This is a genomic window from Arthrobacter sp. NPDC093128, assembly GCF_040683875.1.
Taxonomy (GTDB): domain Bacteria; phylum Actinomycetota; class Actinomycetes; order Actinomycetales; family Micrococcaceae; genus Arthrobacter.
Map to the genome: position 1 here is coordinate 168,057 of NZ_JBFBEY010000005.1, position 24,488 is coordinate 192,544.

Annotated in this window: 30 protein-coding genes; 15 read left to right on the forward strand and 15 right to left on the reverse strand. The window is 65.8% G+C overall.

Annotated elements, in window-relative coordinates; all coding sequences use genetic code 11:
* Nucleotides 1-8: 8 nt before the first annotated feature.
* Nucleotides 9-1,142 carry an exo-alpha-sialidase gene (locus tag AB0N24_RS07980; protein ID WP_364122666.1) on the reverse strand — a complete coding sequence of 378 codons (1,134 nt, stop codon included), beginning with the start codon at nucleotides 1,140-1,142 and terminating at the stop codon, nucleotides 9-11.
* A 60-nt stretch (nucleotides 1,143-1,202) separates the two neighbouring features.
* Entirely contained in the window at nucleotides 1,203-1,403 is a 201-nt protein-coding gene (locus tag AB0N24_RS07985; RefSeq protein ID WP_364122668.1) for a hypothetical protein, read from the reverse strand.
* Nucleotides 1,404-1,675: 272 nt separating this feature from the next.
* Between AB0N24_RS07985 and trxB the strand changes: the two genes are divergently transcribed.
* From trxB to AB0N24_RS08020, 7 genes are all read left to right on the forward strand, one after another.
* Nucleotides 1,676-2,653, forward strand: coding sequence for a thioredoxin-disulfide reductase (trxB, locus tag AB0N24_RS07990; RefSeq protein ID WP_364122670.1), 978 nt, complete (start codon nucleotides 1,676-1,678; stop codon nucleotides 2,651-2,653).
* 107 nt (nucleotides 2,654-2,760) lie between these two features.
* Nucleotides 2,761-3,267 carry a universal stress protein gene (locus AB0N24_RS07995; protein ID WP_364122672.1) on the forward strand — a complete coding sequence of 169 codons (507 nt, stop codon included), beginning with the start codon at nucleotides 2,761-2,763 and terminating at the stop codon, nucleotides 3,265-3,267.
* A complete protein-coding gene (locus tag AB0N24_RS08000) occupies nucleotides 3,264-3,797 on the forward strand; it encodes a DinB family protein (RefSeq protein WP_364122674.1) in 534 nt (177 codons plus the stop codon). Before AB0N24_RS07995 ends, AB0N24_RS08000 begins: the two co-directional genes overlap by 4 nt.
* A 219-nt stretch (nucleotides 3,798-4,016) precedes the next feature.
* On the forward strand, nucleotides 4,017-5,225 hold the full coding sequence (locus tag AB0N24_RS08005) for an MFS transporter (protein ID WP_364122676.1): 1,209 nt from the start codon (nucleotides 4,017-4,019) through the stop codon (nucleotides 5,223-5,225).
* Between the two features lie 98 nt (nucleotides 5,226-5,323).
* Nucleotides 5,324-5,671 (forward strand): metal-sensitive transcriptional regulator, encoded by a 348-nt coding sequence (locus tag AB0N24_RS08010; RefSeq protein WP_364122678.1) that lies wholly within the window; start codon nucleotides 5,324-5,326, stop codon nucleotides 5,669-5,671.
* Between the two features lie 84 nt (nucleotides 5,672-5,755).
* Complete coding sequence (locus AB0N24_RS08015) at nucleotides 5,756-5,986, forward strand: cation transporter (RefSeq protein WP_364122680.1); 231 nt, start codon at nucleotides 5,756-5,758, stop codon at nucleotides 5,984-5,986.
* Nucleotides 5,987-6,028: 42 nt separating this feature from the next.
* Nucleotides 6,029-8,368 (forward strand): heavy metal translocating P-type ATPase, encoded by a 2,340-nt coding sequence (locus AB0N24_RS08020; protein ID WP_364122682.1) that lies wholly within the window; start codon nucleotides 6,029-6,031, stop codon nucleotides 8,366-8,368.
* Here the strand turns inward: AB0N24_RS08020 and AB0N24_RS08025 are convergent.
* A complete protein-coding gene (locus tag AB0N24_RS08025) occupies nucleotides 8,365-8,637 on the reverse strand; it encodes a DUF2277 domain-containing protein (protein WP_364122684.1) in 273 nt (90 codons plus the stop codon). The genes AB0N24_RS08020 and AB0N24_RS08025 overlap by 4 nt on opposite strands.
* Before the next feature lie 211 nt (nucleotides 8,638-8,848).
* Between AB0N24_RS08025 and AB0N24_RS08030 the strand changes: the two genes are divergently transcribed.
* Nucleotides 8,849-9,112, forward strand: a complete 264-nt coding sequence (locus tag AB0N24_RS08030; RefSeq protein WP_104172623.1) for a hypothetical protein — start codon at nucleotides 8,849-8,851, stop codon at nucleotides 9,110-9,112.
* A gap of 124 nt (nucleotides 9,113-9,236) precedes the next feature.
* Here the strand turns inward: AB0N24_RS08030 and AB0N24_RS08035 are convergent, their stop codons facing one another.
* Nucleotides 9,237-10,229: an EamA family transporter gene (locus tag AB0N24_RS08035; protein WP_364122861.1), complete on the reverse strand. Its 993-nt coding sequence runs from the start codon at nucleotides 10,227-10,229 to the stop codon at nucleotides 9,237-9,239.
* A gap of 158 nt (nucleotides 10,230-10,387) precedes the next feature.
* Between AB0N24_RS08035 and AB0N24_RS08040 the strand changes: the two genes are divergently transcribed.
* Nucleotides 10,388-10,930 carry a CGNR zinc finger domain-containing protein gene (locus AB0N24_RS08040; protein ID WP_364122686.1) on the forward strand — a complete coding sequence of 181 codons (543 nt, stop codon included), beginning with the start codon at nucleotides 10,388-10,390 and terminating at the stop codon, nucleotides 10,928-10,930.
* Nucleotides 10,931-10,964: 34 nt separating this feature from the next.
* On the opposite strand, the gene AB0N24_RS08045 is transcribed toward AB0N24_RS08040, so the two are convergent.
* From AB0N24_RS08045 to AB0N24_RS08055, 3 genes are all read right to left on the reverse strand, one after another.
* Entirely contained in the window at nucleotides 10,965-11,327 is a 363-nt protein-coding gene (locus AB0N24_RS08045) for a hypothetical protein (RefSeq protein WP_364122688.1), read from the reverse strand.
* 83 nt (nucleotides 11,328-11,410) lie between these two features.
* The gene (locus tag AB0N24_RS08050; protein ID WP_364122690.1) at nucleotides 11,411-12,007 is read right to left on the reverse strand and encodes a hypothetical protein; all 597 of its coding nucleotides are present in this window, start codon (nucleotides 12,005-12,007) and stop codon (nucleotides 11,411-11,413) included.
* 69 nt (nucleotides 12,008-12,076) lie between these two features.
* Entirely contained in the window at nucleotides 12,077-13,447 is a 1,371-nt protein-coding gene (locus AB0N24_RS08055) for an MATE family efflux transporter (RefSeq protein ID WP_364122692.1), read from the reverse strand.
* 154 nt (nucleotides 13,448-13,601) lie between these two features.
* On the opposite strand from AB0N24_RS08055, the gene AB0N24_RS08060 reads away from it, so the two are divergent.
* A complete protein-coding gene (locus AB0N24_RS08060) occupies nucleotides 13,602-14,036 on the forward strand; it encodes a DoxX family protein (protein ID WP_364122694.1) in 435 nt (144 codons plus the stop codon).
* A gap of 110 nt (nucleotides 14,037-14,146) precedes the next feature.
* On the opposite strand, the gene aztD is transcribed toward AB0N24_RS08060, so the two are convergent.
* Complete coding sequence (aztD, locus tag AB0N24_RS08065; protein ID WP_364122696.1) at nucleotides 14,147-15,553, reverse strand: zinc metallochaperone AztD; 1,407 nt, start codon at nucleotides 15,551-15,553, stop codon at nucleotides 14,147-14,149.
* A 159-nt stretch (nucleotides 15,554-15,712) separates the two neighbouring features.
* Between aztD and AB0N24_RS08070 the strand changes: the two genes are divergently transcribed.
* On the forward strand, nucleotides 15,713-16,741 hold the full coding sequence (locus tag AB0N24_RS08070; protein WP_364122698.1) for an acyl-CoA thioesterase: 1,029 nt from the start codon (nucleotides 15,713-15,715) through the stop codon (nucleotides 16,739-16,741).
* Here the strand turns inward: AB0N24_RS08070 and dnaB are convergent.
* Nucleotides 16,738-18,120, reverse strand: coding sequence for a replicative DNA helicase (gene dnaB / locus AB0N24_RS08075; protein ID WP_104174562.1), 1,383 nt, complete (start codon nucleotides 18,118-18,120; stop codon nucleotides 16,738-16,740). The two genes, AB0N24_RS08070 and dnaB, sit on opposite strands and share 4 nt — an antisense overlap.
* A gap of 692 nt (nucleotides 18,121-18,812) precedes the next feature.
* Between dnaB and AB0N24_RS08080 the strand changes: the two genes are divergently transcribed.
* Both AB0N24_RS08080 and AB0N24_RS08085 read left to right on the forward strand, forming a co-directional pair.
* A complete protein-coding gene (locus AB0N24_RS08080) occupies nucleotides 18,813-19,280 on the forward strand; it encodes a hypothetical protein (RefSeq protein WP_364122700.1) in 468 nt (155 codons plus the stop codon).
* Nucleotides 19,281-19,282: 2 nt separating this feature from the next.
* Nucleotides 19,283-19,849: a hypothetical protein gene (locus AB0N24_RS08085; RefSeq protein ID WP_364122702.1), complete on the forward strand. Its 567-nt coding sequence runs from the start codon at nucleotides 19,283-19,285 to the stop codon at nucleotides 19,847-19,849.
* Nucleotides 19,850-19,923: 74 nt separating this feature from the next.
* Here AB0N24_RS08085 and AB0N24_RS08090 read toward each other — a convergent pair whose 3' ends face one another.
* Together AB0N24_RS08090 and AB0N24_RS08095 are read right to left on the reverse strand one after the other, a co-directional pair.
* Nucleotides 19,924-20,301, reverse strand: a complete 378-nt coding sequence (locus AB0N24_RS08090) for a zf-TFIIB domain-containing protein (protein ID WP_364122704.1) — start codon at nucleotides 20,299-20,301, stop codon at nucleotides 19,924-19,926.
* A gap of 79 nt (nucleotides 20,302-20,380) precedes the next feature.
* Nucleotides 20,381-21,007 (reverse strand): FMN reductase, encoded by a 627-nt coding sequence (locus AB0N24_RS08095; RefSeq protein WP_364122706.1) that lies wholly within the window; start codon nucleotides 21,005-21,007, stop codon nucleotides 20,381-20,383.
* Between the two features lie 150 nt (nucleotides 21,008-21,157).
* Here AB0N24_RS08095 and AB0N24_RS08100 point away from each other — a divergent pair, with 150 nt between their 5' ends.
* Complete coding sequence (locus AB0N24_RS08100; RefSeq protein WP_364122708.1) at nucleotides 21,158-21,580, forward strand: DUF1801 domain-containing protein; 423 nt, start codon at nucleotides 21,158-21,160, stop codon at nucleotides 21,578-21,580.
* A gap of 124 nt (nucleotides 21,581-21,704) precedes the next feature.
* Here AB0N24_RS08100 and rplI read toward each other — a convergent pair whose 3' ends face one another.
* The 4 genes from rplI to rpsF all read right to left on the reverse strand — a co-directional run bounded on the left by rplI (nucleotide 21,705) and on the right by rpsF (nucleotide 23,477).
* Nucleotides 21,705-22,157 (reverse strand): 50S ribosomal protein L9, encoded by a 453-nt coding sequence (gene rplI, locus AB0N24_RS08105; RefSeq protein WP_011693939.1) that lies wholly within the window; start codon nucleotides 22,155-22,157, stop codon nucleotides 21,705-21,707.
* 17 nt (nucleotides 22,158-22,174) lie between these two features.
* Nucleotides 22,175-22,414, reverse strand: coding sequence for a 30S ribosomal protein S18 (rpsR, locus tag AB0N24_RS08110; protein WP_003800144.1), 240 nt, complete (start codon nucleotides 22,412-22,414; stop codon nucleotides 22,175-22,177).
* Nucleotides 22,415-22,540: 126 nt separating this feature from the next.
* Complete coding sequence (locus AB0N24_RS08115; protein ID WP_104174567.1) at nucleotides 22,541-23,116, reverse strand: single-stranded DNA-binding protein; 576 nt, start codon at nucleotides 23,114-23,116, stop codon at nucleotides 22,541-22,543.
* A 55-nt stretch (nucleotides 23,117-23,171) separates the two neighbouring features.
* Nucleotides 23,172-23,477 (reverse strand): 30S ribosomal protein S6, encoded by a 306-nt coding sequence (gene rpsF / locus AB0N24_RS08120; protein ID WP_055802737.1) that lies wholly within the window; start codon nucleotides 23,475-23,477, stop codon nucleotides 23,172-23,174.
* Nucleotides 23,478-23,744: 267 nt separating this feature from the next.
* Between rpsF and AB0N24_RS08125 the strand changes: the two genes are divergently transcribed.
* Complete coding sequence (locus AB0N24_RS08125; protein ID WP_364122711.1) at nucleotides 23,745-24,413, forward strand: DUF1345 domain-containing protein; 669 nt, start codon at nucleotides 23,745-23,747, stop codon at nucleotides 24,411-24,413.
* Nucleotides 24,414-24,488 lie beyond the last annotated feature (75 nt).

Genomic DNA, 24,488 nt, shown 5'->3' on the forward strand with positions numbered 1-24,488 from the left:
ACGGACCCTTAGGCGGGTACCGGAGCGCCGGGCACCAGGGACGCGGACACCACAGCGGCGCGGACACACAAAACGTCCGGCAGGTGTGAGGCCACTTCGGTGAAGTGCTCGCCCTCGTCCGGGCTGGCGTAGACGGAGCCGCCGCGCGTTCCGAAGTACACCCCGGCCGGTTCCGCGGAATCCACCGAGGCAGCGTCACGGAGCACAGCGTTGTATTCGCCCTGCGGCAGCCCGGAGTCAAGGCGCTTCCAGGTCCTGCCGGCGTCATCCGTCCGGTGCGCGGCCAGCTTGCCGTCCGGCGGAATCCGTTCGCCGTCGGCCTTCAGCGGGACCACCCACGCGGTGCCCGCCCGCCGGGGATGCGTCAGCATCACAAAACCAAAATCAGCCGGGAGGCCTTCGGCAATCGACTCCCAGTTCTCGCCGTTGTCATCCGTGCGGTACACGCCGTGGTGGTTCTGCGCGTAGAGGCGGCCGTCGACGGCGGCGTCCGCCGCGATCTTGTGGACGCACTGGCCGAATTCGGGGTTGGGATCCGGCATGAAGTAGGCCGATATCCCCTTGTTCCGCGGCTCCCAGGAGGTCCCGCCGTCGAGCGACCTGTACACGCCGCCGGTGCTCATGGCGACGTGCACCTTGTCTCCGGTCGGATCCACCACGATTGAGTGCGCGGCCGCCCCGCCGTAGCCGGCACCCCATTCGCTGCGGTGCGGATGGTCCCAGAGGCCGCGGTTCAGCTCGAAGTGTTCGCCGCCGTCGGTGGATTTCCACACCGAGATGGGCTCAGCGCCGGCCCAGACCACACCCGGGCGGGATTCGGCGTCGGGATAGATCTGCCAGATGCGTTCGACGGCGGCGGCGGTGCCCTCCGGGAACTTGATGGCACCCTGTTCCGGTTCGGTCCAGGTCGCACCCAGGTCATCAGAATGCGCAACGGTGGGACCCCAGTGCTCGGAGCGGACACCCACCATGATGCGGGTCCGGCCGTTGCGGGTATCGATGGCGATGCTGGGGACCTCGCTCATCAGGAAGTGCGGGCCGGACATGGACCATTCGCGCCGGTCCGGGCTGGTCGCCAGCCACAGCCCTTTTTTCGTTCCGATAGCTAGGACATAACTCTCTTCGGTGGCCATGCACCCCATGCAACCACTCCAGCCCGGGGGCCGCAATGGTTTCGGCGCGGCAAAGTGCGTCCCTGGAGGTCAGTCCACGAATTCGGACTGCGTCTCGATAAAGTCCCAGTCCGCGTCCGTGAGGACTCGTGTGGGGGTGTCGGGGTGCGGGCCGCCAGCCTCGGCAATTCCCTGGAGCACGGGTAACGGCAATTCCTCGGTGCGAAGGTTCTCGCGCAGCCATTCCTTGCTGTCCAGATCCAGATCAAGCCACCACATGTAGATTTCCACCGCGGACCACCTCTCCCTATGCCTCAACGTTATTCCGGCCCGGAGGGGTGTACAAGGGTCCAATGGCGGTGTTGCAAGCATGCCAGCCGAACTGCAGGCGCCCCTTGTGCCTTGCAGTTCCAGTGGGCCAATCTTGTCTTGTAGGGCAGTCCGGCACGCCTGAACTACCGCGACGGACGCCTTCCGTGGAGGCACTCCGCACAGCGATGAGAAGGTTGCCATGGACAGCCCCTCGCCCGTTCGCCACTGACTTCCACCCATAGGAGCCTTCCATGAGCACCGAACAGCTGATCATCATCGGGTCCGGCCCCGCCGGCTACACCGCGGCCATCTATGCCGCCCGAGCCGGACTGAAGCCCCTGGTTCTGGCGGGGGCGGTCACTGCCGGCGGCGCGCTGATGAACACCACCGAGGTGGAGAACTTTCCCGGCTTCCCCGGCGGTATCCAGGGGCCCGAGCTCATGGACGGGCTGCAGCAGCAGGCTGAACGGTTCGGCGCGCAGGTGGTGTTCGACGACGTCACCGAGGTTCAGCTGACCGGTCACCTCAAGCGGGTGGTCACCGGTGCCGGCGACATCCACGAGGCGCCCGCTGTCATTCTCGCCACCGGCTCCGCGTACAAGGAACTGGGCCTGGCTGAGGAGAAAAGGCTCAGCGGCCACGGCGTCTCCTGGTGCGCCACCTGCGACGGCTTCTTCTTCCGCGACCAGGACATCATCGTCGTCGGCGGCGGGGACTCGGCCATGGAGGAAGCGACCTTCCTGACCCGCTTCGGGAAGTCCGTGACCGTCGTGGTCCGCAAGGGTGAGTTGCGGGCTTCCCGGATCATGGCCCAGCGGGCCAAGGACAACCCGAAGATCAGCTTCGCCTGGCACTCGGCCGTCAGCGCCATCCACGGTGACGGCAAGGTCACTGGTGTGACGCTGAAGGACACCCGCACCGGCGAAACCCGCCAAAAGGCCGCGACCGGAATCTTCGTGGCGATCGGGCACGTGCCGCGCACCGAGCTGGTGGCCGGGCAGGTGGATCTGGACGCGGAGGGCTACATCAAGGTCGATTCGCCCACCACGGTCACCAACCTGACCGGAGTCTTCGCGTGCGGCGACGCCGTGGACCACCGCTACCGCCAGGCCATCACCGCCGCCGGCACCGGCTGCGCCGCCGCCCTGGACGCCGAACGTTACCTCGCCGCCCTGGACGACGCCGACAGCATCGCCACCGCCTTGGTGGAAGAACCCACCCACGCCTAAACCATGCCGGAACGGGAGTGGAACGGGCTCTGACGCAGCCGTGGCTGACCCCCTGGAAGCGGTTGCCAAGCGCTGTTCAAGCGCTGCACCCGGGGCCACAATGGAGTATGTCTCCTGAACGCTTCAGCGGACCTCCTCCCTTGGTGGTCGGGGTGCTGCCCGGCCAGCATGCGGAGGTGCTGCGGTTTGCCGGCGGCCTGGCCGAAAAGATGGGCCTCCCCTTGTTGTGCGCCTACGTGGATGAGGCAAGCTACCTGGTCGAGTGGGACCCTGCGCGTTCCGCGCACCGGCTGTCCCTGCACCCTGACAAGGACGACGCTGATGTCCGCGCCGTGAGCGAAGAGCTGCGCGCCGTTGTTGGGGCAGCCTGCGCCGGCAAGTCCGTTGAGTGGACACTCCGGACCCTGGCCGGAGACCCTGCCCGCGCCCTGGGACGCGTGGCCGCGGAGGCCAACGCCTCCATGATTATCGTTGGCACGCCCGAGCGCGGACTGGGGCACCGCATCTCGGCTGCCCTTAACGGTTCCGTAGCCGCGTGGCTGACCCACCACCAGGACCGCCCCGTCCTCGTAGTGCCCGCCCGCATGGGTGCCCACCGGGACGAACCGGAGTGACGGCCGCTCCGGGCACCATTCATCACGGCTACGGGCGCAACTGCAGGGAACTGGAGCTATGGTTGGCCGCGGCGTCCGACGCCGACCTCCGCCGCCGCAGCGCGGGCACCCGCTGGACCAATGAGGAGCTGCTTTTCCACATGGTCTTCGGCTACATGGTGGTGCAGGCGCTGCTGCCTTTGGTTCGCATATTCGCAGCCCTTCCAGCTCCATTTAGCAGGGGATTCGCGCGGATCCTCAACGCCGGAACTGCGCCGTTCGACGTCGTCAATTACCTTGGCTCCAAAGCAGCGGCCCGGCTGTTCAACCGGAAGCGGATGGCGGCGAAGCTCCGACGGGTCACGCGGTCACTCGAGCGGCGGCTGGAGTGCGAGTCAGCTGCGTCGATGGCCCGGGGAATGTCCTTTCCCGACCGCTGGGACCCGTTCTTCACGCCCTGGATGTCCGTGGCGGACGTCTATGCCTATCCCATCCTGCACTTTGACTTCCATGCCGCGCAGCTCAGTCTTGGCCCCGGAAGAACACCCTAGGAAAGTCGGGACGAAAGACCCTGTGAAACTAAAGCGAAAGTAGTTATTCAGGGTGGTAGCGCTCACCGCGGCCGCCAAGTATGCTGGATTTCGCAGGAAGATGTTGGACCTGCCCCAAAAGCTGCTCCGGAGTGCGTATCCCCCAATAACGCACTCCGGAGCTTTTTAATGTTCGGCCGGATTTCCCTTGTGGCCCCGTCACCCCTCAGGAGCAATCCCGTGACCTCAGCGCCAAGCCACTCCCCCACCGCAACAGCCGCGGTGACTGCCCCGCTGTACGCGGCCGGCTTCGTCACAGCCTTCGGCGCACACAGCATCGCCGCCGGAATGGGCGCCCACAGCGGTGACATCGGTCTGAGCCTGCTCAACCTGGGTATCCTCCTGGCCGTCTATGACCTGGCGGAGGTGGTGCTAAAACCCGTGTTCGGAGCCCTGAGTGACCGCATCGGCACCAAGCCGGTAGTCGTGGCGGGGCTCCTCGCCTTCGCCCTGATGTCGCTTATCGGGCTTTGGGGGGCGAACCCCCTCATGCTCGGTCTCGCCCGTATTGGCCAGGGTGCGGCCGCCTCGGCCTTTTCACCGGCCTCCTCCGCGATGGTCGCGAGGCTTGCCGGCCGCAGCGCCGGCACCTACTTTGGCCGCTACGGTTCGTGGAAAAGCCTGGGCTATGTCGCAGGTCCCCTGATCGGCGCGGCGCTGATCTTCCTGGGCGGCTTCCCCCTCCTCTTCGCCGCCCTTGGCATCCTCGCGGCAGCCACCGCAGTGTGGGCGATGGCGGCGCTGCCCCGGCTGGACCCTCTGCCGCGACCCCGGTACACGGTGTTGGACCTTGCCCGCCAGGTCACGCACCGCAGTTTCCTCGTTCCCACGCTGGTCCTGGCGGCAGCCACCGGCGCCCTCGGCACAGCCATCGGATTCCTTCCCGCACTGGCCACCCGGCACGGCCTGGACCCCGTCGCCGCCGTGGCCGCCGTCAGCCTGCTGGCCCTCACGTCCGCCGCGACACAGCCGTGGATCGGCCGCCTGCGCGATCAGGGCCGACTCCCTGACGGACCGGGAATGACGGCCGGACTGCTGCTGACGGCGGCCGGAATCGCAGCCGTGGCGTTGTTTCCCGGGCCGGTCACCATCTTCGGGGCGGCTGCGGCCATCGGTGTGGGCATCGGCACCGCAACACCGCTGGGCTTCGCGCACCTCGCCGCCACCACTCCGCCCGAGCGGCTCGGCCGGACCATGGGATCGGCCGAGCTGGGACGGGAACTCGGCGACGCCGGCGGCCCCCTCCTGGTGGGTGCCGTCGCCACAGCTTCCGCACTGCCCCTGGGACTCGGAGTTCTCGCCGCGGCCGTCGCCGCCACGTCCCTCCTGGGCATCGGCAGCATTGGGCGCAGCGGGCTTCCTGCGGAGTCCGCTGAACCGAGGCCCTGAACCCGCACCGTAAAAGCGCAGGCGACGCAAACCGGAGACTCGCGGCATACCCCCAGGGGGTACTTGTTTTATACCCCTCAGGGGTATATGTTGAGGATATGGACTCACCTGAAGACGCCGCCACCGGGTTTGCGGACGCCGAATCCGCCCCGCAGCACGGCTACACCTCAAACAAGGACGCGTACCTGCGCAGGCTTAAACGCATCGAGGGGCAGGTCCGCGGAATCGCCCGGATGGTGGATGAGGACAAGTACTGCATCGACATCCTGACCCAGGTTGCCGCGGTAAATAAAGCCCTGCACGCGGTGAGCCTCGGCCTGGTCGAGGAGCACATTGGCCACTGCGTCGTCGGAGCCGCCTCTGAGCCGGACCCTGTACTCCGCGCGGAAACCATCGACTTCAAGGTCAAGGAGGCCACCGATGCCATCGGGCGCCTGCTGCGGTAAACCCAACCCCGCCCGCCATACCTTCCGGCTGATCCAACCGGGTCAGTCCGGCACCACCGGCACCGCCGAGAAAAAGGAGCAACCATGAGCCCCGTATCCACCACCGTCAGCGTGTCCGGCATGACCTGCGGCCATTGCGTGTCCTCCGTAAGCGAAGAACTCGAAGCGCTGGAAGGCGTGGAAGCGATCGACGTCGACCTCAACGCAGGTGGAATTTCCACGGTCACCATCACGTCCGATAAGGCGCTCTCGCGCTCCGAAATCGGGGAAGCAGTGGCTGAGGCTGGCTATCTGGTGGTGGCCAACGAAGCCTGACCCGCCCACCCCACCAGGACAGAGGACGACAGAGGACACCCTGTGAGTAACGAGCAACTGATGCACCAGCCGGGAAATCGGGTGATTGAACTGGACATCGAGGGCATGACCTGCGCTTCCTGCGTCAGCCGCGTGGAACGCAAGCTCGGAAAGCTCGACGGCGTGGAAGCCTCGGTAAATCTGCCCCTCGAGTCCGCCCAGGTCACGGTCCCGCCCGGCATCACCGACGACCAGATCACAGCCACAGTGGAAGCGGCAGGCTACAAGGCAAAGATCCGCCCCCCGCGCTACCCGCGCCAAGGTTCCGGCCACGAAACCGCCGCGCCTGGCTTCGGTGGCGCCGCGCCTGCCGACCACATGGCACACGGTGGCGCCGCCGCCCAACTCAAGCCGAGACTGACGGTCGCAGCCGTTCTGACGATCCCGGTGTTCGTGATCTCGATGTTCCCGGCGTTCCAGTTCGCCGGCTGGGGCTGGGTTGCAGGCACCCTGGCTTTGCCCGTCGTGAGCTGGGCGGCCTGGCCCTTCCACCGCGCAGCGGCCATCAACGCCCGGCACTTCGCCTCAACGATGGACACCCTGGTCTCCATCGGCGTCGTTGCCGCCTACCTGTTCTCTGCCTGGCAGTTGCTGGCCGAGCCCCGCATGACCGAACACCCGGGCATGGAAATGGGGTCGGGCGGCCTGTACTTCGAGGTGGCCTCCGTGGTCACCACCTTCCTCCTCCTGGGCCGCTACCTGGAGGCAAACGCCAAGCGGAAGGCGGGCGACGCCCTGAAGGCGCTGCTGAACCTGGGCGCGAAGGATGCCACCGTGCTGGCAGACGGCGCCGAGCTGAGGATTCCGGCCGATCAGCTGGCGGTCGGCGACGTGATGGTGGTCCGTCCCGGCGAAAAGATCGCCACCGACGGCATGGTGATCGACGGCGCCTCCGCCGTGGACGCCTCCCTGGTCACGGGCGAGTCGGTGCCGGTCGAGGTGGGTCCGGACAGCTTTGTCACGGGCGCAACGATCAACACGTCCGGCCGGCTCCTGGTGCGCGCCACCCGGGTGGGCTCGGAAACCACACTGGCCCAGATGGCCCGGCTGGTTTCCCAGGCGCAGACCGGCAAGGCTCCGATCGCACGCCTCGCGGACCGCATCAGCGCCGTGTTCGTTCCGATTGTGCTGGTCATCGCCGTCGTCACGTTCGCCGCCTGGCTGCTGATTGCCGGGCCCGCCGTCACTGATGCTGAACTGCGCGCAGCCTTCACCGCCGCCGTGGCGGTGCTGGTCATCGCCTGCCCCTGCGCCCTGGGCCTGGCCACCCCGGTTGGCCTCCTGACCGGCACCGGGCGCGGCGCCCAGCTGGGGATTCTGATCAAGGGTCCGCAGGTGCTTGAAGACACGCGAACTGTCGACACCATCCTGCTGGACAAGACCGGCACGGTGACCACCGGCCGTCTTGCCGTTGACGGCACCCGGGCCTTCGGCACATACACCAGCGCAGAGGTGTTGCGTCTTGCCGGGGCGGTGGAGGCCGCTTCCGAGCACCCCATCGCCCACGCCATCGCGGATGCGGCGCTTTCCGCGGAGCGCCGGAACGACGACGGCGGGCGGCTTCCCGCCGTCGGACACTTCCGTTCCGCACCGGGCGGCGGGGTTTCCGGCCAGGTGGCCGGCCAGCTGGTCACGGCCGGAAGGACAGGCTGGCTGCGGGAAAACGGCATACCTGTAACGACGGAACAGATGGAGGCGCTGCGGACCGCCGAAGAGTCCGGGGCCACTGCCATCTGGGTTGCCGTGGACGGGGAGGCCGCAGGGATTGTCTCGCTGCGGGACATCATCAAGCCGGGCTCGGCGGATGCGATTGCGCGGCTAAGGCAATTGGGGCTCCGGCCGATCCTGCTGACCGGGGACAATGCGGCTGTGGCTGCTCAGGTGGCAGCCGCCGTCGGCATCGCTCCGGACGATGTGTTTGCCGCGGTGCTGCCGGCCGGCAAGGTCGACGCCGTGCGGAAACTGCAGGCGGGAGGCGCCACCGTCGCCATGGCCGGCGACGGGGTGAACGACGCTGCTGCCCTGGCGCAGGCCGACTTGGGCGTCGCCATGGGCTCGGGCACGGACGTGGCCATCGAAGCGGCGGACCTCACCGTGATGGGCAACGATCTGGGACAGGTGGCGCAGGCCATCGAGCTGTCCCGGCGGACGCTGGCCACCATCAAGACCAACCTGTTCTGGGCATTCTTCTATAACGCCGTCGGCATTCCGGTGGCGGCGCTGGGTTTGTTGAATCCAATGATCGCCGGCGCTGCGATGGCCGCGAGTTCCGTGCTGGTGGTTGCCAACTCGCTGCGGCTCCGCAGCTTCGGCCGGCCATCCCCAACCGGCCGGGCCGCTTAGGCGGCGCCGAAGCGGACAGCCGCCCTGGCACGTGCCTTGGCGGCCTCCTCGTCCCGGTGCTTGGCCGGGGCATGCGTCACCAGCGACTCAAGCAGGTGCTGGGTGATGTGGGCGATCTCGTGCACGGCCTCCTCAAAGGCCTCTTCATTGGCCTTGGAGGGCTTGGTGCTGCCGCTGACCTTCCGCACATACTGCAGGGCGGCGGCGTGCACCTCCTCGGAGGTGGCGTGCGGTTCAAAGTTGTGGAGGGTTCGGATATTCCGGCACATAACCCCATGCTAGGCTCTGGAACGCTTGGGATCGACCCCCTGCCCTGTGCAGCCTGAGGTCTTCCACCAGTGGGGAGTGGTGCATGGGGAGCGGTGCCCATCGACGACGGGTTGGACCGCGGGATAGGTTCTAGGTAATGGATCTTCCGGATGAGCCGGGGGCCGCTGGGGAGCCGATCGGATCGGGTCCGTTGACTAAAGGAGATAACTAATGGCTATTTGGGGTGCAGACATTGCTCAGCTCAAGGCGCTCGGAACCAAGCTGCAGGCTGGTTCGTCCGAGATTGAGAAGCAGAAGTCGCAGCTGTCGAAGGCTCTGGACGGCACTGACTGGAAGGGCCCGGACGCGGACAAGTTCCGCAGCGAGTGGTCCGGTTCGCACGTGACGGCCCTGGCCAAGGTGGCACAGGCGCTGCAGGAAGCCGGCAAGCAGGCAACCAAGAACGCTTCCCAGCAGGAAGAGGCTTCCCGCTAGGAAGGCCTCCTCCCGTCAGGGACAGCATGCCGGATGCCCCGGACGCCACACAGCGTCCGGGGCATCCGTGCGTCCGGGGTATCCGGCCGTACCGGACCGAGGGGCCGGCAGGGCGTGCCGCTGCTTAGGGGACCGGCTCGACGTCGTTCGCGTGATCCAGCGGCGCCAGCGTTGCCGCGCTTTCCGAAACGGAGCCGCCCGCAGCGGCGGCTGCCGCCCGCGAACCCCGCAGTTCGTCCACCCGGACCAGAACCACACCGCCGACAATCAGCACCCCGCCGAGGAGCTGGATGGGACCGGGGAGTTCACCGAGCAGGAGCCATGCCCAGATAACGGCGAAGAGCACTTCGGTGAGCGACACGAAGGACGCCACTTTGGAGCCCAGCGCCCGTGCGGCAACAATGCCGGAAACGTAGGCAAGGACCGTGGCCAGGACAATCAGGCCGCCCAGCGAAACCCACCACGGCGTGACCCACGGCCCCAGCTTGGTGTCCGCCGTGCTGAAGGCCATGGGCAGAAGGCCCGTGGCTGCGGCCAGCCACATCACTGCCGCACCGACCATGAGGCCGCCGGACGCCAGGACAATGGGCGGTAGCGTGTCATTTTCCTTGGCCGTGATGAAGAAGTAGATGGCCAGGCAGACAGCTGCAGCGATTCCCCAGAGGACACCGATGAAATCAATCTTCACTGCACCTGTCAGGTCCAGCACCAGGATCAGTCCGCCCAGCGAAAACAACGTTCCCGCAATGGTCAGGGGGCGTGGCCGCCGGCGGCTTGCCGCCCACAGCCAAAGCACAATGATCACCGGGGCCAAATACTCAAGGAGCAGGGCAACGCCTACAGACAGCCGCGCCACGGCGTTGAAGTAGAAAAGCTGACAGGCCGCCACGCCGATCAGGCCGAAAAGCAGTATGGTCAGCCAGTTGTCCTTCAGCTGGTTCCAGCGGCCGCGCAGGGCTGGGACGGCCGGGACGGCGAGGATTATTGCCGCTCCGGTGAGGCGTGCCGTCACGGCGGCGCCGGGCGTCCAGCCGGTTTCGAGCAGGGCTTTCGCAAATGATCCGGAAAGTCCGAAAACCGCCGAGGAAAACAGGGCAACGCCGAGCCCGGACGCCAGAAAGCCGGCAGCGGGACCGCGGGTGGCGCCGGGTCGGGAAACGGCGCCCTCGACGGACGCTTCGGCGCGTTTGCGTACGGCAGGCACGGCTGCCTCCTGTCAGGAGTAAAGTGGGGTAATGGTCATGACATTACGCCCGGACCCTGTAAGGAGTCAAGATGGTATTTGCCCCTGACACTGAGGTAGCACTCCGCACCGTGGTGAGACTGATCAACAGCGCCGCCAACGGCGAAGAGCACCTCGCCACGGTCGGGGATTTGGACCGCTTTCTCCACGAGGAAGGGTTCTCCGGCGCGAGGGCCCGGGACGCGGCTGAACTGGCCAGCGTCCATAAACTGCGGGGCCAACTCACCGAGCTCTGGACCATGGATGAGGACTCGGCCGTCGAAACGGTCAACCGGCTGCTCCGCGAAGCCAGTGCCCTGCCGCAGCTGATCAAGCACGATGAATGGGACTGGCATCTGCACGCCACCACGCGGGAAGCCCCTTTGGCGGACAGGATGAGCACCGAAGCCGCCATGGCACTGGTCGATGTGATCCGCAGCAAGGAGATGGACCGGATGCTGGTGTGCGCCGCGGAAGATTGCGACGCCGTCGTGCTGGACCTCAGCCGGAACCGGTCCAAGCGTTATTGCGATACCGGAAACTGCGCCAACCGGGCGCATGTGGCCGCTTACCGTGCGCGGAAGGCGGCGTCATAGGAAACCGCGCCGGCAGGAACCGGCGCCCGAAGACCTAGCGGGGGTCGGCGCCGGGCGCGGAATCCGGCGTCCCCGGGGCCTGGGACTCCGGACGGGCGGAATAGCCGCCGTGCCCGGAGGACTTTTTCGAACTCAGATTGACACCGGAACCCTTGCCCAAGTGGTCGGGGTTGTCCTTGTAGCTCATCGAGAGCATCGCGGCGATGACCAGGGTCACGATGAATGCAATGCCGGCACCGGTGAAGGCGAGATCGAAACGGGGAGCCCGGGAGCTGCCCCCGGAGGCGAAGATCAGCACGGCAAAGAACGCCAGGACAGCCCAGAATGCGGAGAACATGAGGGGTCCCTTGACCGAGGTCCGCAGATTGCGCGGTTCTCCTGGTTTCTGGTGTGCCAAGGTATTTCCTCCCGTGCGGCACGGCCGGGGCCCTGCCACTTTTAGTCAAGCGATTGTTCTACACGAAGTAGAACCGTTCCCTACTAGTTTACGGCCTCACTGGAAACAGCCCGCGCATCGTGCCGCAGGGTCAGGGCAGCCAGGATCCAAAGAACGCCGGAAATGATCGCCCCGCCGCCAGCCACCCCCAGCAGGGCATGCGCTCCGAGGCTGATGAAGAACGGCAGGGCCACAGCGGTTCCCAGGCCGATCACGCCTGAGGCCATCCAGTCGCGCGCCAGGACGCTGCGGCCGCGGTACATGATTCCGAGGTAGAGTTCCGCCGCCCCCAGCAGGCCCAGGCCAAGCGCCGCGATGACACCGAACACCAGTTCACCGCCCAGGAACACCACGGCAACTCCGGCTCCGGTCATGGCAGCGCCGGCCGCGGCCATGGCTTTGCCGGCCGGCTGCTTGGCCGCAATGCCAAACTGCCCGATTCCGCGCAGCAGCGTCACACCGGTGGCCAGCAGGTAGAGGCCGCCCGCCCAGCCCGTTTCGGATGCCGACGGAGACGCCCAGAACACGGTCACCGCGCCGAAGGCAAGGGCTACCACGGCCCTGGTGAGCACCGGCTTCCACAGGTCCGCAGCGGGAGCGGTGAGGGCGGCAGGATCGGCAGGAGATGCGGGGAGGGTCACGCGTCCAGTTTAGTGCGCAGCGGTTTCCACGCGAACCCGCCTCGCGAACCGCGCAGCCGAAGCGGCTGGTCAGCCCCGGGAACCGGCCTGGGACGAACCCAGGACCATCCACTTATCGGTCCTTGCCCGCAGGCCCAGGGTCACAGCGCGGGCGGACATGTAGCCCAGCGAAAAGGCAACCCACAACCAGGCGAGGCCGGCGGCGCCGTCGACTGCCGTAAGCCGCACAGCCACCAGGAGGGGCACGTACACCGCCAGGTTTACGACGCCGGCGATCGCCAGGTACTTCGCGTCGCCTGCACCAATGAGGACGCCGTCCAGGACGAAAACGTAGCCGGCCAGCGGCTGTCCCACGGCGAGCACCCACAGCGAGAGCATCAGCGCGGACTGGACGCCCGCGTCGGACGTAAAGAGGCCGCCCGCCCACGGAGCCGCAACGGCCAGCAACACCCCGGTGACCACGCCAAAACCCGCACCCCAGCGGATCATCGTCCGGGTCAGCTCGCGTACTTTGGCAGGATTGGCCGCACCCAGCTCCTTGCCGATCAGGGCCTGGGCGGCGATGGCCAAGGCATCCAGGGCGAATGCCAGGAACGTGAAGATGGTCATGGCCAGCTGATGGGCGGCCAGGTTCACGGAGCCCTGGGCCGTAACCACGAGCACAGTCGCGAGGATCGCGATGCGCAGGCTCAGCGTCCGCAGCATGAGCCAGGACCCCACTTTGGTCATGGCCCGCACTCCCTGCCAGTCCGGCCGCAGCGAGACGCCGTGGTCGCGGGCATTGCGCTGGACGATGACCAGATACACCAGGGCCATGGCCCACTGGGCGATGCTGGTGCCCACGGCTGAACCGGTCACGGACCAATTCAGCCCATAAACGAGGGCCAGGTTGAGGAGAATGTTCAGGGTGAAGCCCGCCGATGCCACGGCCAGCGGCGTACGCGCGTCCTGCAGGCCGCGCAGCACCCCGGTGCCGGCGAAAATCAGGAGCATGGCCACGAGTCCGGGCATGGACCAGCGGAGATAGTCGACGGCGAACTGGCGGACGTCGCCCGTTGCCCCCATCAGGTCGACCAGGACCTCGGCGCCGGCAAACCCTGCCGCTGCCAGCACCAGGCCCAGGACAAGTGCCAGCCAGACGCCGTCCCGGCCTGCCGCCAGCGCCTTGGGGAGCTTGCCCTCGCCGATGGCCCGGGCAACCGCCGGGGTGGTGGAGTAGGCCAGGAACACCATGAGGCCAACGGCCGTGTGGAGCACCGCGGACGCCAGCCCCACCCCTGCCAGCTGCGCCACACCGAGGTGGCCGACGATGGCGGAGTCCGCAAGAAGGAAGAGCGGCTCGGCGATGAGGGCGCCGAACGCCGGGACGGCGAGGCGGAGGATTTCCCGGGCGTTCCGGCCGGCGGGAACAACTTCGGCGGTGGCGGGTGATTTTGGCACGGATTCAGCCTAACTGGAGAGACCCGTCACATGCGGGGCCATATGGTTGACTCTTCAACCAATTCTTGGCAATGTTAATTATTGAAGTTTCAAGAGCGCGGTCCTCACGGCGCCGCGGCAATATCCCACCGATCTCCGAAATGGTGAAACTCCCATGAACCAGTCCACACTGACCACCACAGCACTCACTATCCTGCGCGTCATAGCTGGATTCCTCTTCGCAGCCCACGGCTGGCAGAAGTTCAATGAGTGGACCATCGCGGGCACGCAGGCCTCCTTCGCCAAGATGGGCATACCGGCCGCTGAAATGGCAGCCCCTGCTGTCGCCACTCTCGAGCTTGTTGGCGGCATCGCGCTGATCCTCGGGGTGCTGACGCGCATCTTCGCCGCACTTCTCGCGCTGGACATGCTCGGCGCCCTGTTCCTTGTCCACGCCTCTGCCGGCGTTTTCGCCGCCACGGGCGGTTACGAGCTGGTGCTTCTGCTGGCAGCCGGAGCCCTCGCCATTGCCCTGACCGGCGCGGGCAAGGTGGCCGTGGACCGTGCCCTGTTCGGCCGCAGCAACTCGAAGCTCAGCGTCCTCGCCTAAGCAGCCGTCCCCGGAACAATGAAACCCGCACGACGCCGGGCCGGTCACCTTCGTGGCCGGCCCGGCGTCGTTTTCTGCGGGCGTACCCAAAGTATTCCCACCTTGGACTATTAGCCGGAGACTCCCGTCAATTCGTTGGGCACGTGCGGCAGCCCGGCTGATTTCCGGACGCTGCCCGAGGCAAGGTCCACGGCATGGATCACGCGGCGGGCCGGCTCGGTCACGTAAGCAGTGGAGCCCTGCACGAACAATGTGGGGCGCGGGTCCTGCCACGTCTCGGACTCCTCCCACGCCTCCACCACCGGAACGGTGGACGTGATGTTTCCGGTCAGCGGATCGATGATACGCAGGGCACCGTCGGTCCCCAGCACCAGGGCCTCGCCCTCGGGGCCCCTGCCCAGCGAGCGGAACGAGTAGCTGGTACCGAGCTCCACGAGGCGGAGGGTCGCCGTGTCCGTATTCACGAGTGACACACGTGTTGGACGCTCCAGTTCGGCCTCCCTGTCGACTTTGTAGTCACCCAGGACCACGGGCGACTCCGGCGATCCCGCCTGGTTCCCCATTCGGCCGTAGGCGTCAGGACTGGCCACCTTGGAAATGCGGCCGTCGCGGTAGATCAGCATGCCGTTTTCGCAGCCCACCACAACGGCGTCCTGCCCTGCCGATGCCTCGCCATGCACGCCCGGGCAGTCCTCGTTGCGCACCAGCTCGGTCCGGTCCTGGCCCGCTCCGGCACTGAGGACGGCGACTCCCCGCCTCGCCTCATCGTCACCAAGGGTTACCAGCAGCTTGCCGTCCTTTAACGGCACCGCCACGCCGTGGTGGGCTTCCGGCGTGGTGTAAACATCAGTCCCGGGAACATCCCCGCCTTCTTCCGCCAGCCCGGCCGGGTCAAAGATTTCAACTTTTCCGGAACCGTCACTGAAGAGTGCTGTCCTGCCGGCATGGAATACGGCATGGCCGGGCTTGATCGCCTCAAACGCGGCGTCCGTGAGCGTCGGCGGCGCAGCATACGAATGCCCGTGATCGCCATGCTTTTCCGTCCAGACGCCGGCATCGAACACCCGGAAGGCACTGCCTGTCGATACCAGGACATGACGGCCGTCGCCCGCGGGGTTCAGCCTGTTGAAGCCCGCGAGACCTGCCTCCCCCACCACGTCCAGCGACGCGGCGTCGAGCACCGTGATGCCCTCCGCGTGCGTCATGACCAGCCTGGGCACCGGGCCCTGGACTTCCTGGGCGGCAGCGGACTCGGCAGCCCGCCCCGTGGCCGGCGCGCCGGCCCCCGTGGCGTCACCGCCGACGCTTCCGGGAGCAGCACCGGCGCAGCCGCTCAGCACCAGAGCGGATGCAGCCAATGCCGCCGCAGCGGAGAGGCGGGGAAGGGGGGCGCCCGGCCGCCGGGGCGTCGAGAGACCGGCGGGCCACAGGAGCACCCGCGGGATGGAGGGCGGCGCGGACAGCGGGGAGCGGAGGACGGGCTTGAAGCGGGACAGGCGGCGAGTGGGATTCTTCATAAGCTAAATGATAGTGATTCTCATTAGCTCCGCAAAACGGATGAAGGGGGAACCGCCTTCCGCGCCTGCGGACGCCGCCCCAGCCCGCATATGGCGGATGGGGCGCCGTTTGTGTCATTCCGACCGGGCGGTACGCAGGGTCATCAGTAAACTCTCAGCATGAGCGAGACTGCCGCCAATTCAGTGACCCTCCGCTTCCTTGCGGCCCCCACCGACGTCGGCCACAGCGGTTCCGTGGACGCCGGAACGGTCCTCGAGTGGGTTGACAAGGCTGCTTACGCTGCCGCCGTCGGCTGGTCCAAGTCCTATTGCGTGACCGCCTACGTGGGCAATATCCACTTTGCCGATCCGGTCAACAGCGGTGACATGGTGGAGGTCACTGCCACGATCGTCTACACCGGGCGCTCTTCCATGCATATCCGGACCGTGGTGTCCTCCGGCGACCCCAAAGGCGGCCCGGCCACGATGCGCAGCCAGTGCATGGTCATCTTCGTCGCCGTGGGCCCGGACGGGAAGCCGGTACCCGTCACGCAGTTTGAGCCTTCCACCGCGGAGGAAATCGAGGAGCGCGACCACGCCCTGGCACGGATCAAGGTCCGCGAAGACATCGTCCAGGCAATGAACGCGCAGGAATACACGGACGCCGGAACCGCCGAACGGGTTGTCCTCCGTTTTATGGCCGCTCCCACGGATGTGAACTGGGGCGGCAAGGTGCACGGCGGCATCGTCATGAAATGGATCGACGAGGCCGCCTATGTGTGCGCTTCGCGGTACTGCGGCAAGGACACCGTGGCCGTGTTCTCCGGCGGAGTGCGCTTCTACCGTCCGCTGCTGATCGGCCACGTGGTGGAAGTGGAAGCGCGGCTGGTGTACACCGGCACCAAGGGAATGCATATTGCCGTGCACGTCCGCTCCGGCGATCCCAAGGGCCGGGAGATGAACCTCACCACCTACTGCCTGACCGTCATGGTGGCCCGCGACGCCGCCGGGAACTCGGTGCCCATTCTGCCCTGGGTGCCGGTCTCCGAGGAGGACAAGCGCCTGCACGCCCATGCCCGGGAACTGCTGGAGATCCGGGGCCGGGCACCTGGAAACCGGCTGCCCAACCACCTGCTGGCCGGCGGCGCGGCCCGCGACACTGCGCAGGATACGGCCACGGAGCTCAGGCGACGTAGCCCGGCAAGCTAGAAGCCGCCGCCTCCGGCGTCGGCCGCCATGTTGGCAAAGCGCGAGTAGTGCCCCTGGAACGCCACCACAATGTCCTTGGTGGGGCCGTTACGGTGTTTGGCGATGAGGATGTCCGCCTCGCCGGCGCGCGGCGATTCCTTGTCGTAGACGTCCTCACGGTGGAGCAGGATAACCATGTCGGCGTCCTGCTCGATGGATCCCGACTCACGGAGGTCCGAGACCATGGGCCGCTTGTCCTGCCGCTGTTCGGAGCCACGGTTCAGCTGCGAAAGGGCAATCACGGGCACCTGGAGCTCCTTGGCCAGCAGCTTCAGGGCACGCGAGAACTCCGAGACTTCCTGCTGCCGGGATTCGACCTTCTTACCCGAGCTCATCAGCTGCAGGTAGTCCAGGATGACCAGCTTGAGGTCGTGCTGCTGCTTGAGCCGGCGGCACTTGGCGCGGATTTCCATGAGCGACATGTTCGGGCTGTCGTCAATGAACAGCGGGGCGTCGTTCATCCGGCCCATGGTGGTGGCGATCTTGGACCACTGTTCGTCCTTGATGGTGCCCTTGCGGAGGTCCTGGAGGCCGATGGTGGCCTCCGCGGAAAGGAGGCGCATGGCGATTTCGTTCCGGCCCATTTCCAGGGAGAACATCACCGTGGCGAGGTTGTTCTTGATGGCCGCGGACCGGGCGAAGTCCAGGGCAAACGTGGACTTACCGACGGCCGGGCGGGCGGCGATGACGATCATCTGCCCCGGGTGCAGGCCGTGGGTGAGCTCATCCAGTTCGTAAAAGCCCGTGGGCACGCCCGTCATGCCTTCGCCGCGGTGGCCGGAGGCTTCGATCTCGTCCACAGTGGATTCCATGACGTCCTTGAGGACAACGTAGTCCTCAGCCGTACGTCGTTCGGCCACGGCGTAGATCTCGGCCTGGGCCTGGTTGACGAGGTCTTCCACTTCACCGTCTGAGCCGTACCCCAGCTGGACGATCTTCGTGCCGGCATTTACCAGCCGCCGCAGCACGGCACGCTCGGCAACGATCTCCGCATAGTATCCGGCGTTGGCTGCAGTAGGTACGGTCTGGATGAGCTCGTGCAGGTAGGCGGGGCCGCCGATTCTGTTGATCTCGCCGCGCTTGGTCAGCTCATCAGACACGGTCACGGCATCGGCAGGCTCGCCGCGGCCATAGAGGTCAATCACGGCCTCGTAGATTGTCTCGTGGGCGGGCCGGTAGAAGTCCTGGCCCCGCAGGATCTCAACGACGTCGGCGATGGCGTCCTTGGACAGCATCATGCCGCCGAGAACTGATTGCTCAGCAGGGATGTCCTGGGGCGGCTTTCGGTTGCCTTCGGAACTCCGGGTGCCCTCGATTGAGTCCAGGTGCGTAACTGACAAAGCTGCCGTCCTCCGTTGTGTACCGCGGCGGTTTCTCAATGCCGGCGGTGCTGTAGCTTTCTGCCTGTGGGCTGCCATGCGCAGCGGAATTCCCCGCTGCGCAGCAGGACCAGTAGTACCTGCAGGCACTGACAGTTTTCCGGCGTCGGCAAAGCGCCGACGTCCGTTCCTTCCGGCCGCTAATCCGGTTATCCCCAGTTTGCGGGGGTTATCCACAATTGAGCGTCCGAGCCCGTTTCCGGTTGTCCCGCAACAGGCCTGGCCGGAGTATCGAAAACAGGTACGAACGCCCCAAAAACAGGTATCCCGCTACGTTAGTCCCCGTTCCGCCGGCCACCAAGCCCACGTACATGCACACCTGTGGATAAGTTGTGGATTAGCGGCCGCTGCTTGTGCACAGCCTGTGTGGTCACCTGTGGATACTAAAAAACTTTGGCCGCCAATGTGCCTCTGACCTGCGGAAACGTTCAAAATGGCTTGTGGATGAAAGATTCTTTTGGGGAACGTTCATCCACAGCTTGCAGGTTCGAATTGGGGATACTGGCCAGTAGGAGAGGCGAAGTGACGCAGAATATACGCGCATTGTGATGTACGCCACGACAACCGGCCCGAATTGACGGTTTACCTACGCGGGTTGTATGCAGACGTCAGAATATGCTGTGGATAACGGTGAACTGGCATAAGCTCTATTCATGGGCGATGTATTAGTAGTTATGCTGCCTGCCCTCATTCTGGTGGCAGTGATTTGGGGGGTTTCAACGGCGTTGAAACCACGGGACACCGGCATCTCCGATGCGGAACGCTATCAACTGGAACTGGCCCTCCGGTCGCAGTCTCACTACGCGGCCCAGGTGAAGGCAGCCACGGCCGCGCGGGCGCGGGTTGACGCCTCCACCCGGCCAAGCCAGAACGAGCAACAGCAGTCGCAGCAGGCCGACCACGCACGGGCGGCCCTGCGCGCCCAGGCGGGCTCCAGTCCGGGCGTGGGCATGCACGGCTACCAGGGAGCGGTCCTCCCCGGTGGGCAGCTGAACCCGCAGTTCGCCCTGCAGCTCCAGTCGATGGCCCGCAGCGGCCAGAAACTCCAGGCCATCAAGTTGCTGCGGCAGGCAACGCATTCGGATCTCTTGACCGCCAAGAATTATGTAGATCGGCTGTAGTAATGGAATCGCTAGTGATCCCCGTTCTGATCCTGCTCGTCGTGGGAGCGGGTGTCCTCGTGGTGGCCCGCGCCGTCGGACGGCGCACCGCCGCCAACAGGACGAGTGGCAGTACGCCGCCCGGGAACCCTGTGGAACTGGCCCGGGCCGCGGCGGCGAAGCTCACCGAGGACCAGCACCGGCGCCTGTACGCCCTGATCGCCCAGGGGCAGGCCATGGCGGCCATCAAGCTCTACTACGAAGCCTCAGGAGACGGCCTGCGGGCCTCGCGTGACGCCGTCGGCGCCCTGGCGGCCAATCCGCAGCCCTTCCACCCAGCGGCCCCTGAGGAGCCGGAGAATGACGACGACGACGCTCCCGAGCGTTTCCCCTACCGCTATCGGGCCATCGCCAGTAAGGGCGATGTCACCCGCGAGGTCAGCAGCAACATGCTGAACGACGAGATCTACGGCCGGATCCGCACGTTGGCCAGAAGCGGCGACACGGAAGCGGCGGCAATGGCGCTGACGCGGCACTCGGACATCTCCATGAAGCAGGCCCGGGAGTTCATCGCCCTGCTCGACGACTGAGCTTCCAGCCGGGCGCAGCCCGCCTGACCCCGCAGGCGTGACCCCCGGCCGATTCGGGCCGCCGGGGCCCGTTGTCAGAAATCGAAAAGCTCCCCGAGCCAGCCTTCCTTCTTTTTGGGCCGCCTGCGATCGTCATAGCGCCGGTCGTCATGCCGGGGCTGATCGTACCGGGGCCGGTCCCGCCGCTCGTCATAGCGGCGATCATCGGGACGCCTGTCATCGCGGCGCGGGTCCGGGTTGTTGTTGTAGAGCGGCGGCGGAATGAGCCCCGGGGCGGGAGGGGCCACCGGGGCAGCCGGCGCGGCCGGACCCATCAGATCGGCCGCCCTGTCGATGATCTTGTCCAACTCGCCGCGGTCAAGCCACACGCCGCGGCACTGCGGACAGTAATCGATCTCCACTCCGCTGCGTTCGCTCATGATTAGGTCTACTGAATCCACAGGGCATTTCATCTCCGGCACAACGAGCAGGGCCCCGGAAAAGTTCGGCGCATCCACCGCGCGCCGGCAACTGAGGGCCGGCGCCCTGTTCCTACCGCCCGCCCGAGATTCCGGCCAGCAACTGTTCGAACGGCAGGGACTCGGCGGCTTCGGGCTTCCGCCGCGGCCGGGCAGCCGTCAGCAGCCCTGCGAACTCATCCGCGGCCCGGTCGATCCGCACCGAAAGGGGCGAACCGCCGTCGTCCGTGTTGCCCCAATCCTGGGGGCCCGCGAAGACGGCGGTGGCTGCCGTGCGGGTCCGCAGGTAGCTGAACAGGGGACGCATGGCATAGTCCAGGACCATCTGGTGGCGGTCGGTGCCGCCGGTTGCCCCGAGGAGGGCGGCCTTGCCCTCCAGCGACTTCGGATCCAGGACGTCGATGAAGGACTTGAAGAGGCCGCTGTAGGAGGCACTGAAGACCGGCGTGACCGCGATGATGCCGTCCGAGTCCTCCACGCCGGCAATGACTTCGGCGAGGCGCGGGCCCGCATAGCCCGTCACAAAATTGTTGGCGATGTCCACTGCGAGGTCACGGAGTTCCACAACGTCCACGGTCACGGCGTAGCCGGCTGCCGCCAGCCGCTGTTCGGCGGCGACCGCCAGCTGGTCAGCCAGAAGCCTGCTCGACGACGGTACGCCAAGGCCGGCGGAAAGGACGGTTATGCGGCGGGTTTCCACGGTTTTCTCCTGAAGGTCAACGGTAAATCCAGAGTATATGCGTTTGCATCTACCTACTCAACCGACGCATCCTCGTGTTTATTCCGCAGCGACGGGGCACGGCCGGGCGGGCCTGCTGACAACCCGGGCGGCGTCTGCCAGACTGCCGTCATGGCTGAAAACAAGACCCAGGCAACCGATGCGTCCGTGCAGGATTTCCTGGACGGCGTGGAAAACGACGCCCGGCGAAACGATGGCCTGCGGCTTCTGGCCCTCATGAAGGAAAACACCGGGGAGGCACCCGTGATGTGGGGGCCCAGCATCGTTGGGTTCGGAAGTTACCACTACCGGTACGAGAGCGGCCGTGAGGGGGACACCGTCGCTGTGGGGTTTTCCCCCCGGAAGGGGAGCCTTTCGCTGTATGGCCTCACCTACGCACCCGAGGCGGCGGACCTGCTGCCGCGGCTGGGCAAACACAAGGTGGGCGCGGGGTGCCTGTACGTCAACAAGCTGGACGACGTGGACGAGGCGGTGCTGGCCGAACTCATCCGGGCAGGCCACCGGCACTCCACCACCGTGATGCACCAGGACTAGGGCTGAAGCGGGAACCCGGGCGTTAACGACAAAGGCCCCCACGTTCGGTTCCGAAGCGGAATCCGAATGCGGGGGCCTTCAGCAGTTCAGGACTGCGTAGCGCTCTGGCGAAGGGCCGGAGGGACTACTTGCCTGCGACTACGTCGAGTTCGATCACAGCGGCAACGTCGTCGTGCAGACGGACGTTGGCCTGGTAGGAACCAACCGACTTGATGTGTGCCGGCAGTTCAACCTTGCGCTTGTCGATGCGGCCGAGGCCAGCGGCCTCAACAGCGTCGGCCACGTCGCCCTGCTTGACGGTGCCGAACAGGCGTCCGGTCTCGCCAGCCTTGACAACGAGCTTGACCGGCTTGGCGGAGAGTGCAGCAGCCTGCTTCTGAGCATCTTCCAGGGAAGCGTGCTCGCGGGCAACGCGGGCAGCCTTGATGGACTCAACCTGCTTTTCGCCACCCTTCGACCAGGTCAGAGCGAAACCGCGGGGCAGCAGGAAGTTACGTGCGTAACCGTCCTTGACCTCGACAACGTCGCCAGCAGCACCGAGACCGGTTACTTCGTGGGTCAGAATGAGCTTTGCCATTTTAGTTAATCCCTTCCTTAGCCGCGGCCAGCGCCGGAGTAAGGCAGCAGAGCAACTTCGCGGGCGTTCTTGATTGCCTGGGCGATCTTGCGCTGTTCCTGCACCGTGACGCCAGTGACGCGACGGGCGCGGATCTTTCCGCGGTCGGAGATGAACTTGCGCAGCAATGCTACGTCCTTGTAGTCGATGACGGTGATGTCAGCGGCCTTCAAGGGGTTGGACTTTGGTTTGGGCTTACGGAGTTCAGCCTTAGCCATCGTGGAGCTCCTATTCTATGGAGCCCGTGGATATTGATCCACGGGATGGTGGTGGTTCGACGGCGGCACTCACCCGGGAGCCGTGAGGCATCCCGGCGGGGTCCGGCGCCGGACCTGAATTATTGGTTAGAAGGGAGGTTCGGAATCCGGGCCGTTGCCCCAGCCGCCGCCCGCATTGCTGACACCGGGCGTTGCCCAGGGGTCTTCCTGCGCTGCGGGCTGGTTACCGCCCCAGGTTCCTCCGGTGTTGCCGCCCTGGTTTGCACCCTGGCCGCCACCGAATCCACCGCCGCTGTTGCCGCCGCCGAAGCCACCCTGACCACCCTGACCGCCGGAGCGCTGGGTGCGGTTGACCTTGGCGTTGGCGTAGCGCAGGCTCGGGCCGATTTCATCGACTTCGAGCTCGATAACGGTGCGCTTCTCGCCTTCTTTGGTTTCGTAGGAACGGCTCTTCAAACGGCCGTTAACGATAACGCGCATGCCCTTGGTAAGGGATTCCGCGACGTTTTCGGCTGCTTCACGCCAGACCGAGGCGCGGAGGAACAGGGTTTCCCCGTCCTTCCACTCATTCGACTGGCGATCGAAGGTGCGGGGCGTAGAAGCGATGGTGAAATTCGCTACTGCCGAACCTGACGGTGTGAACCTCAGTTCGGGGTCATTGGTGAGATTACCGATGACCGTAATAGTGGTTTCGCCTGCCATCTACTGCCTCCTTGTTCGTTCCTGCGGGGTAAAGATTGAATGCCGGGAGCTGAAATTACTCAGCAACGACCTTCTGCTCTTCGGGGCGGGTGATCTTGGTGCGCATGATGGTCTCATTGAGACTCAGCTGGCGGTCAAGTTCCTTGGCGGTGTCCGGCTTGGCGGTGAAGTTCACCACTGCGTAGATACCTTCAGACTTCTTCTTGATTTCGTAAGCCAGGCGACGACGGCCCCAGATGTCAACCTTTTCGATGGTTCCACCATCGTTGGTGATGACGTTCAGGAACTTCTGAAGCGTTGGCTCAACGGTACGCTCTTCGACCTCGGGGTCGATGATTACCATCAATTCGTAAGGACGCATATGTGAACCCACCTCCTTTGGGCTAAGCGGTTACGGCATTTCCGTAACAGGAGGTTCATTTGCGATGCCATGCACGCCCGGCCACCAAAACGGAGACAGGACGCAGCACAGACTTCAATATCTTAGTGCATTTAGGCCGGTTTCGGCGATTCGTGACCCGTTCAGGCTAGTCCCCGGGCCGTGCCGGGCGGAAACGCCCGCGGACGCTATGTGGAAAAGCGTGCAGGAACGGGGTCCGGCCTGTTTGTTTGGCTAGAGTAACGACACATGGATACCAGCCCTCCGCCCGCCAGGATCCGACGAAGCCGGCTGCGGTTCTTTGCCATGGTGGCGGCAGGCCTGGCTACCGCGGCAGCAACCGGGCTGTCCGGGCACTGGGTCGAAGCGCCGGCCGTCGGTTGGGGCAGCGCCGCGCTGGTCTACGTGGCCTTGGTGTGGCTTGTGGTGGGAAGGCTCGGACCCGACGGGACGCGGGCCCATGCGACGTCGGAGGACCCGTCCCGCAGGACTACCGACCTGCTGATCCTGGTGGCCAACGTTGCCAGCCTGGCCGCTGTTGCCGCCGTCGTCGTGGATTCGCACAGGGCCGACGGCGGTTCGCGACTCAGCGGCGGGCTCCTGGCCCTGGCGTGTGTCGCATTGTCCTGGATCCTGGTGCAGACACTCTTCACCCTGCGCTATGCCGAGCTCTACTACAGCACCGGCAAACGCGGCGCACGGGAAGTGGGCGGCATCGACTTCAACCAGGAGCGGCCGCCGCAGTACACGGATTTTGCCTATCTCGCCACGAGCCTTGGCATGACGTACCAGGTGTCTGACACCAATCTGCAGAACCACCTCATCAGGGCCGAGGCCCTCAAGCACAGCCTGCTTTCCTATCTCTTCGGCACCGTCATCCTCGCCACGACCATCAACCTGGTGATCGGACTGGCCTGAGCACGGCCGAATGGACCGGGCTCCCGGGCAGACTTGACTGCCCGCGGTCTTGACCCGCCGGACGCCGAGGAGCAC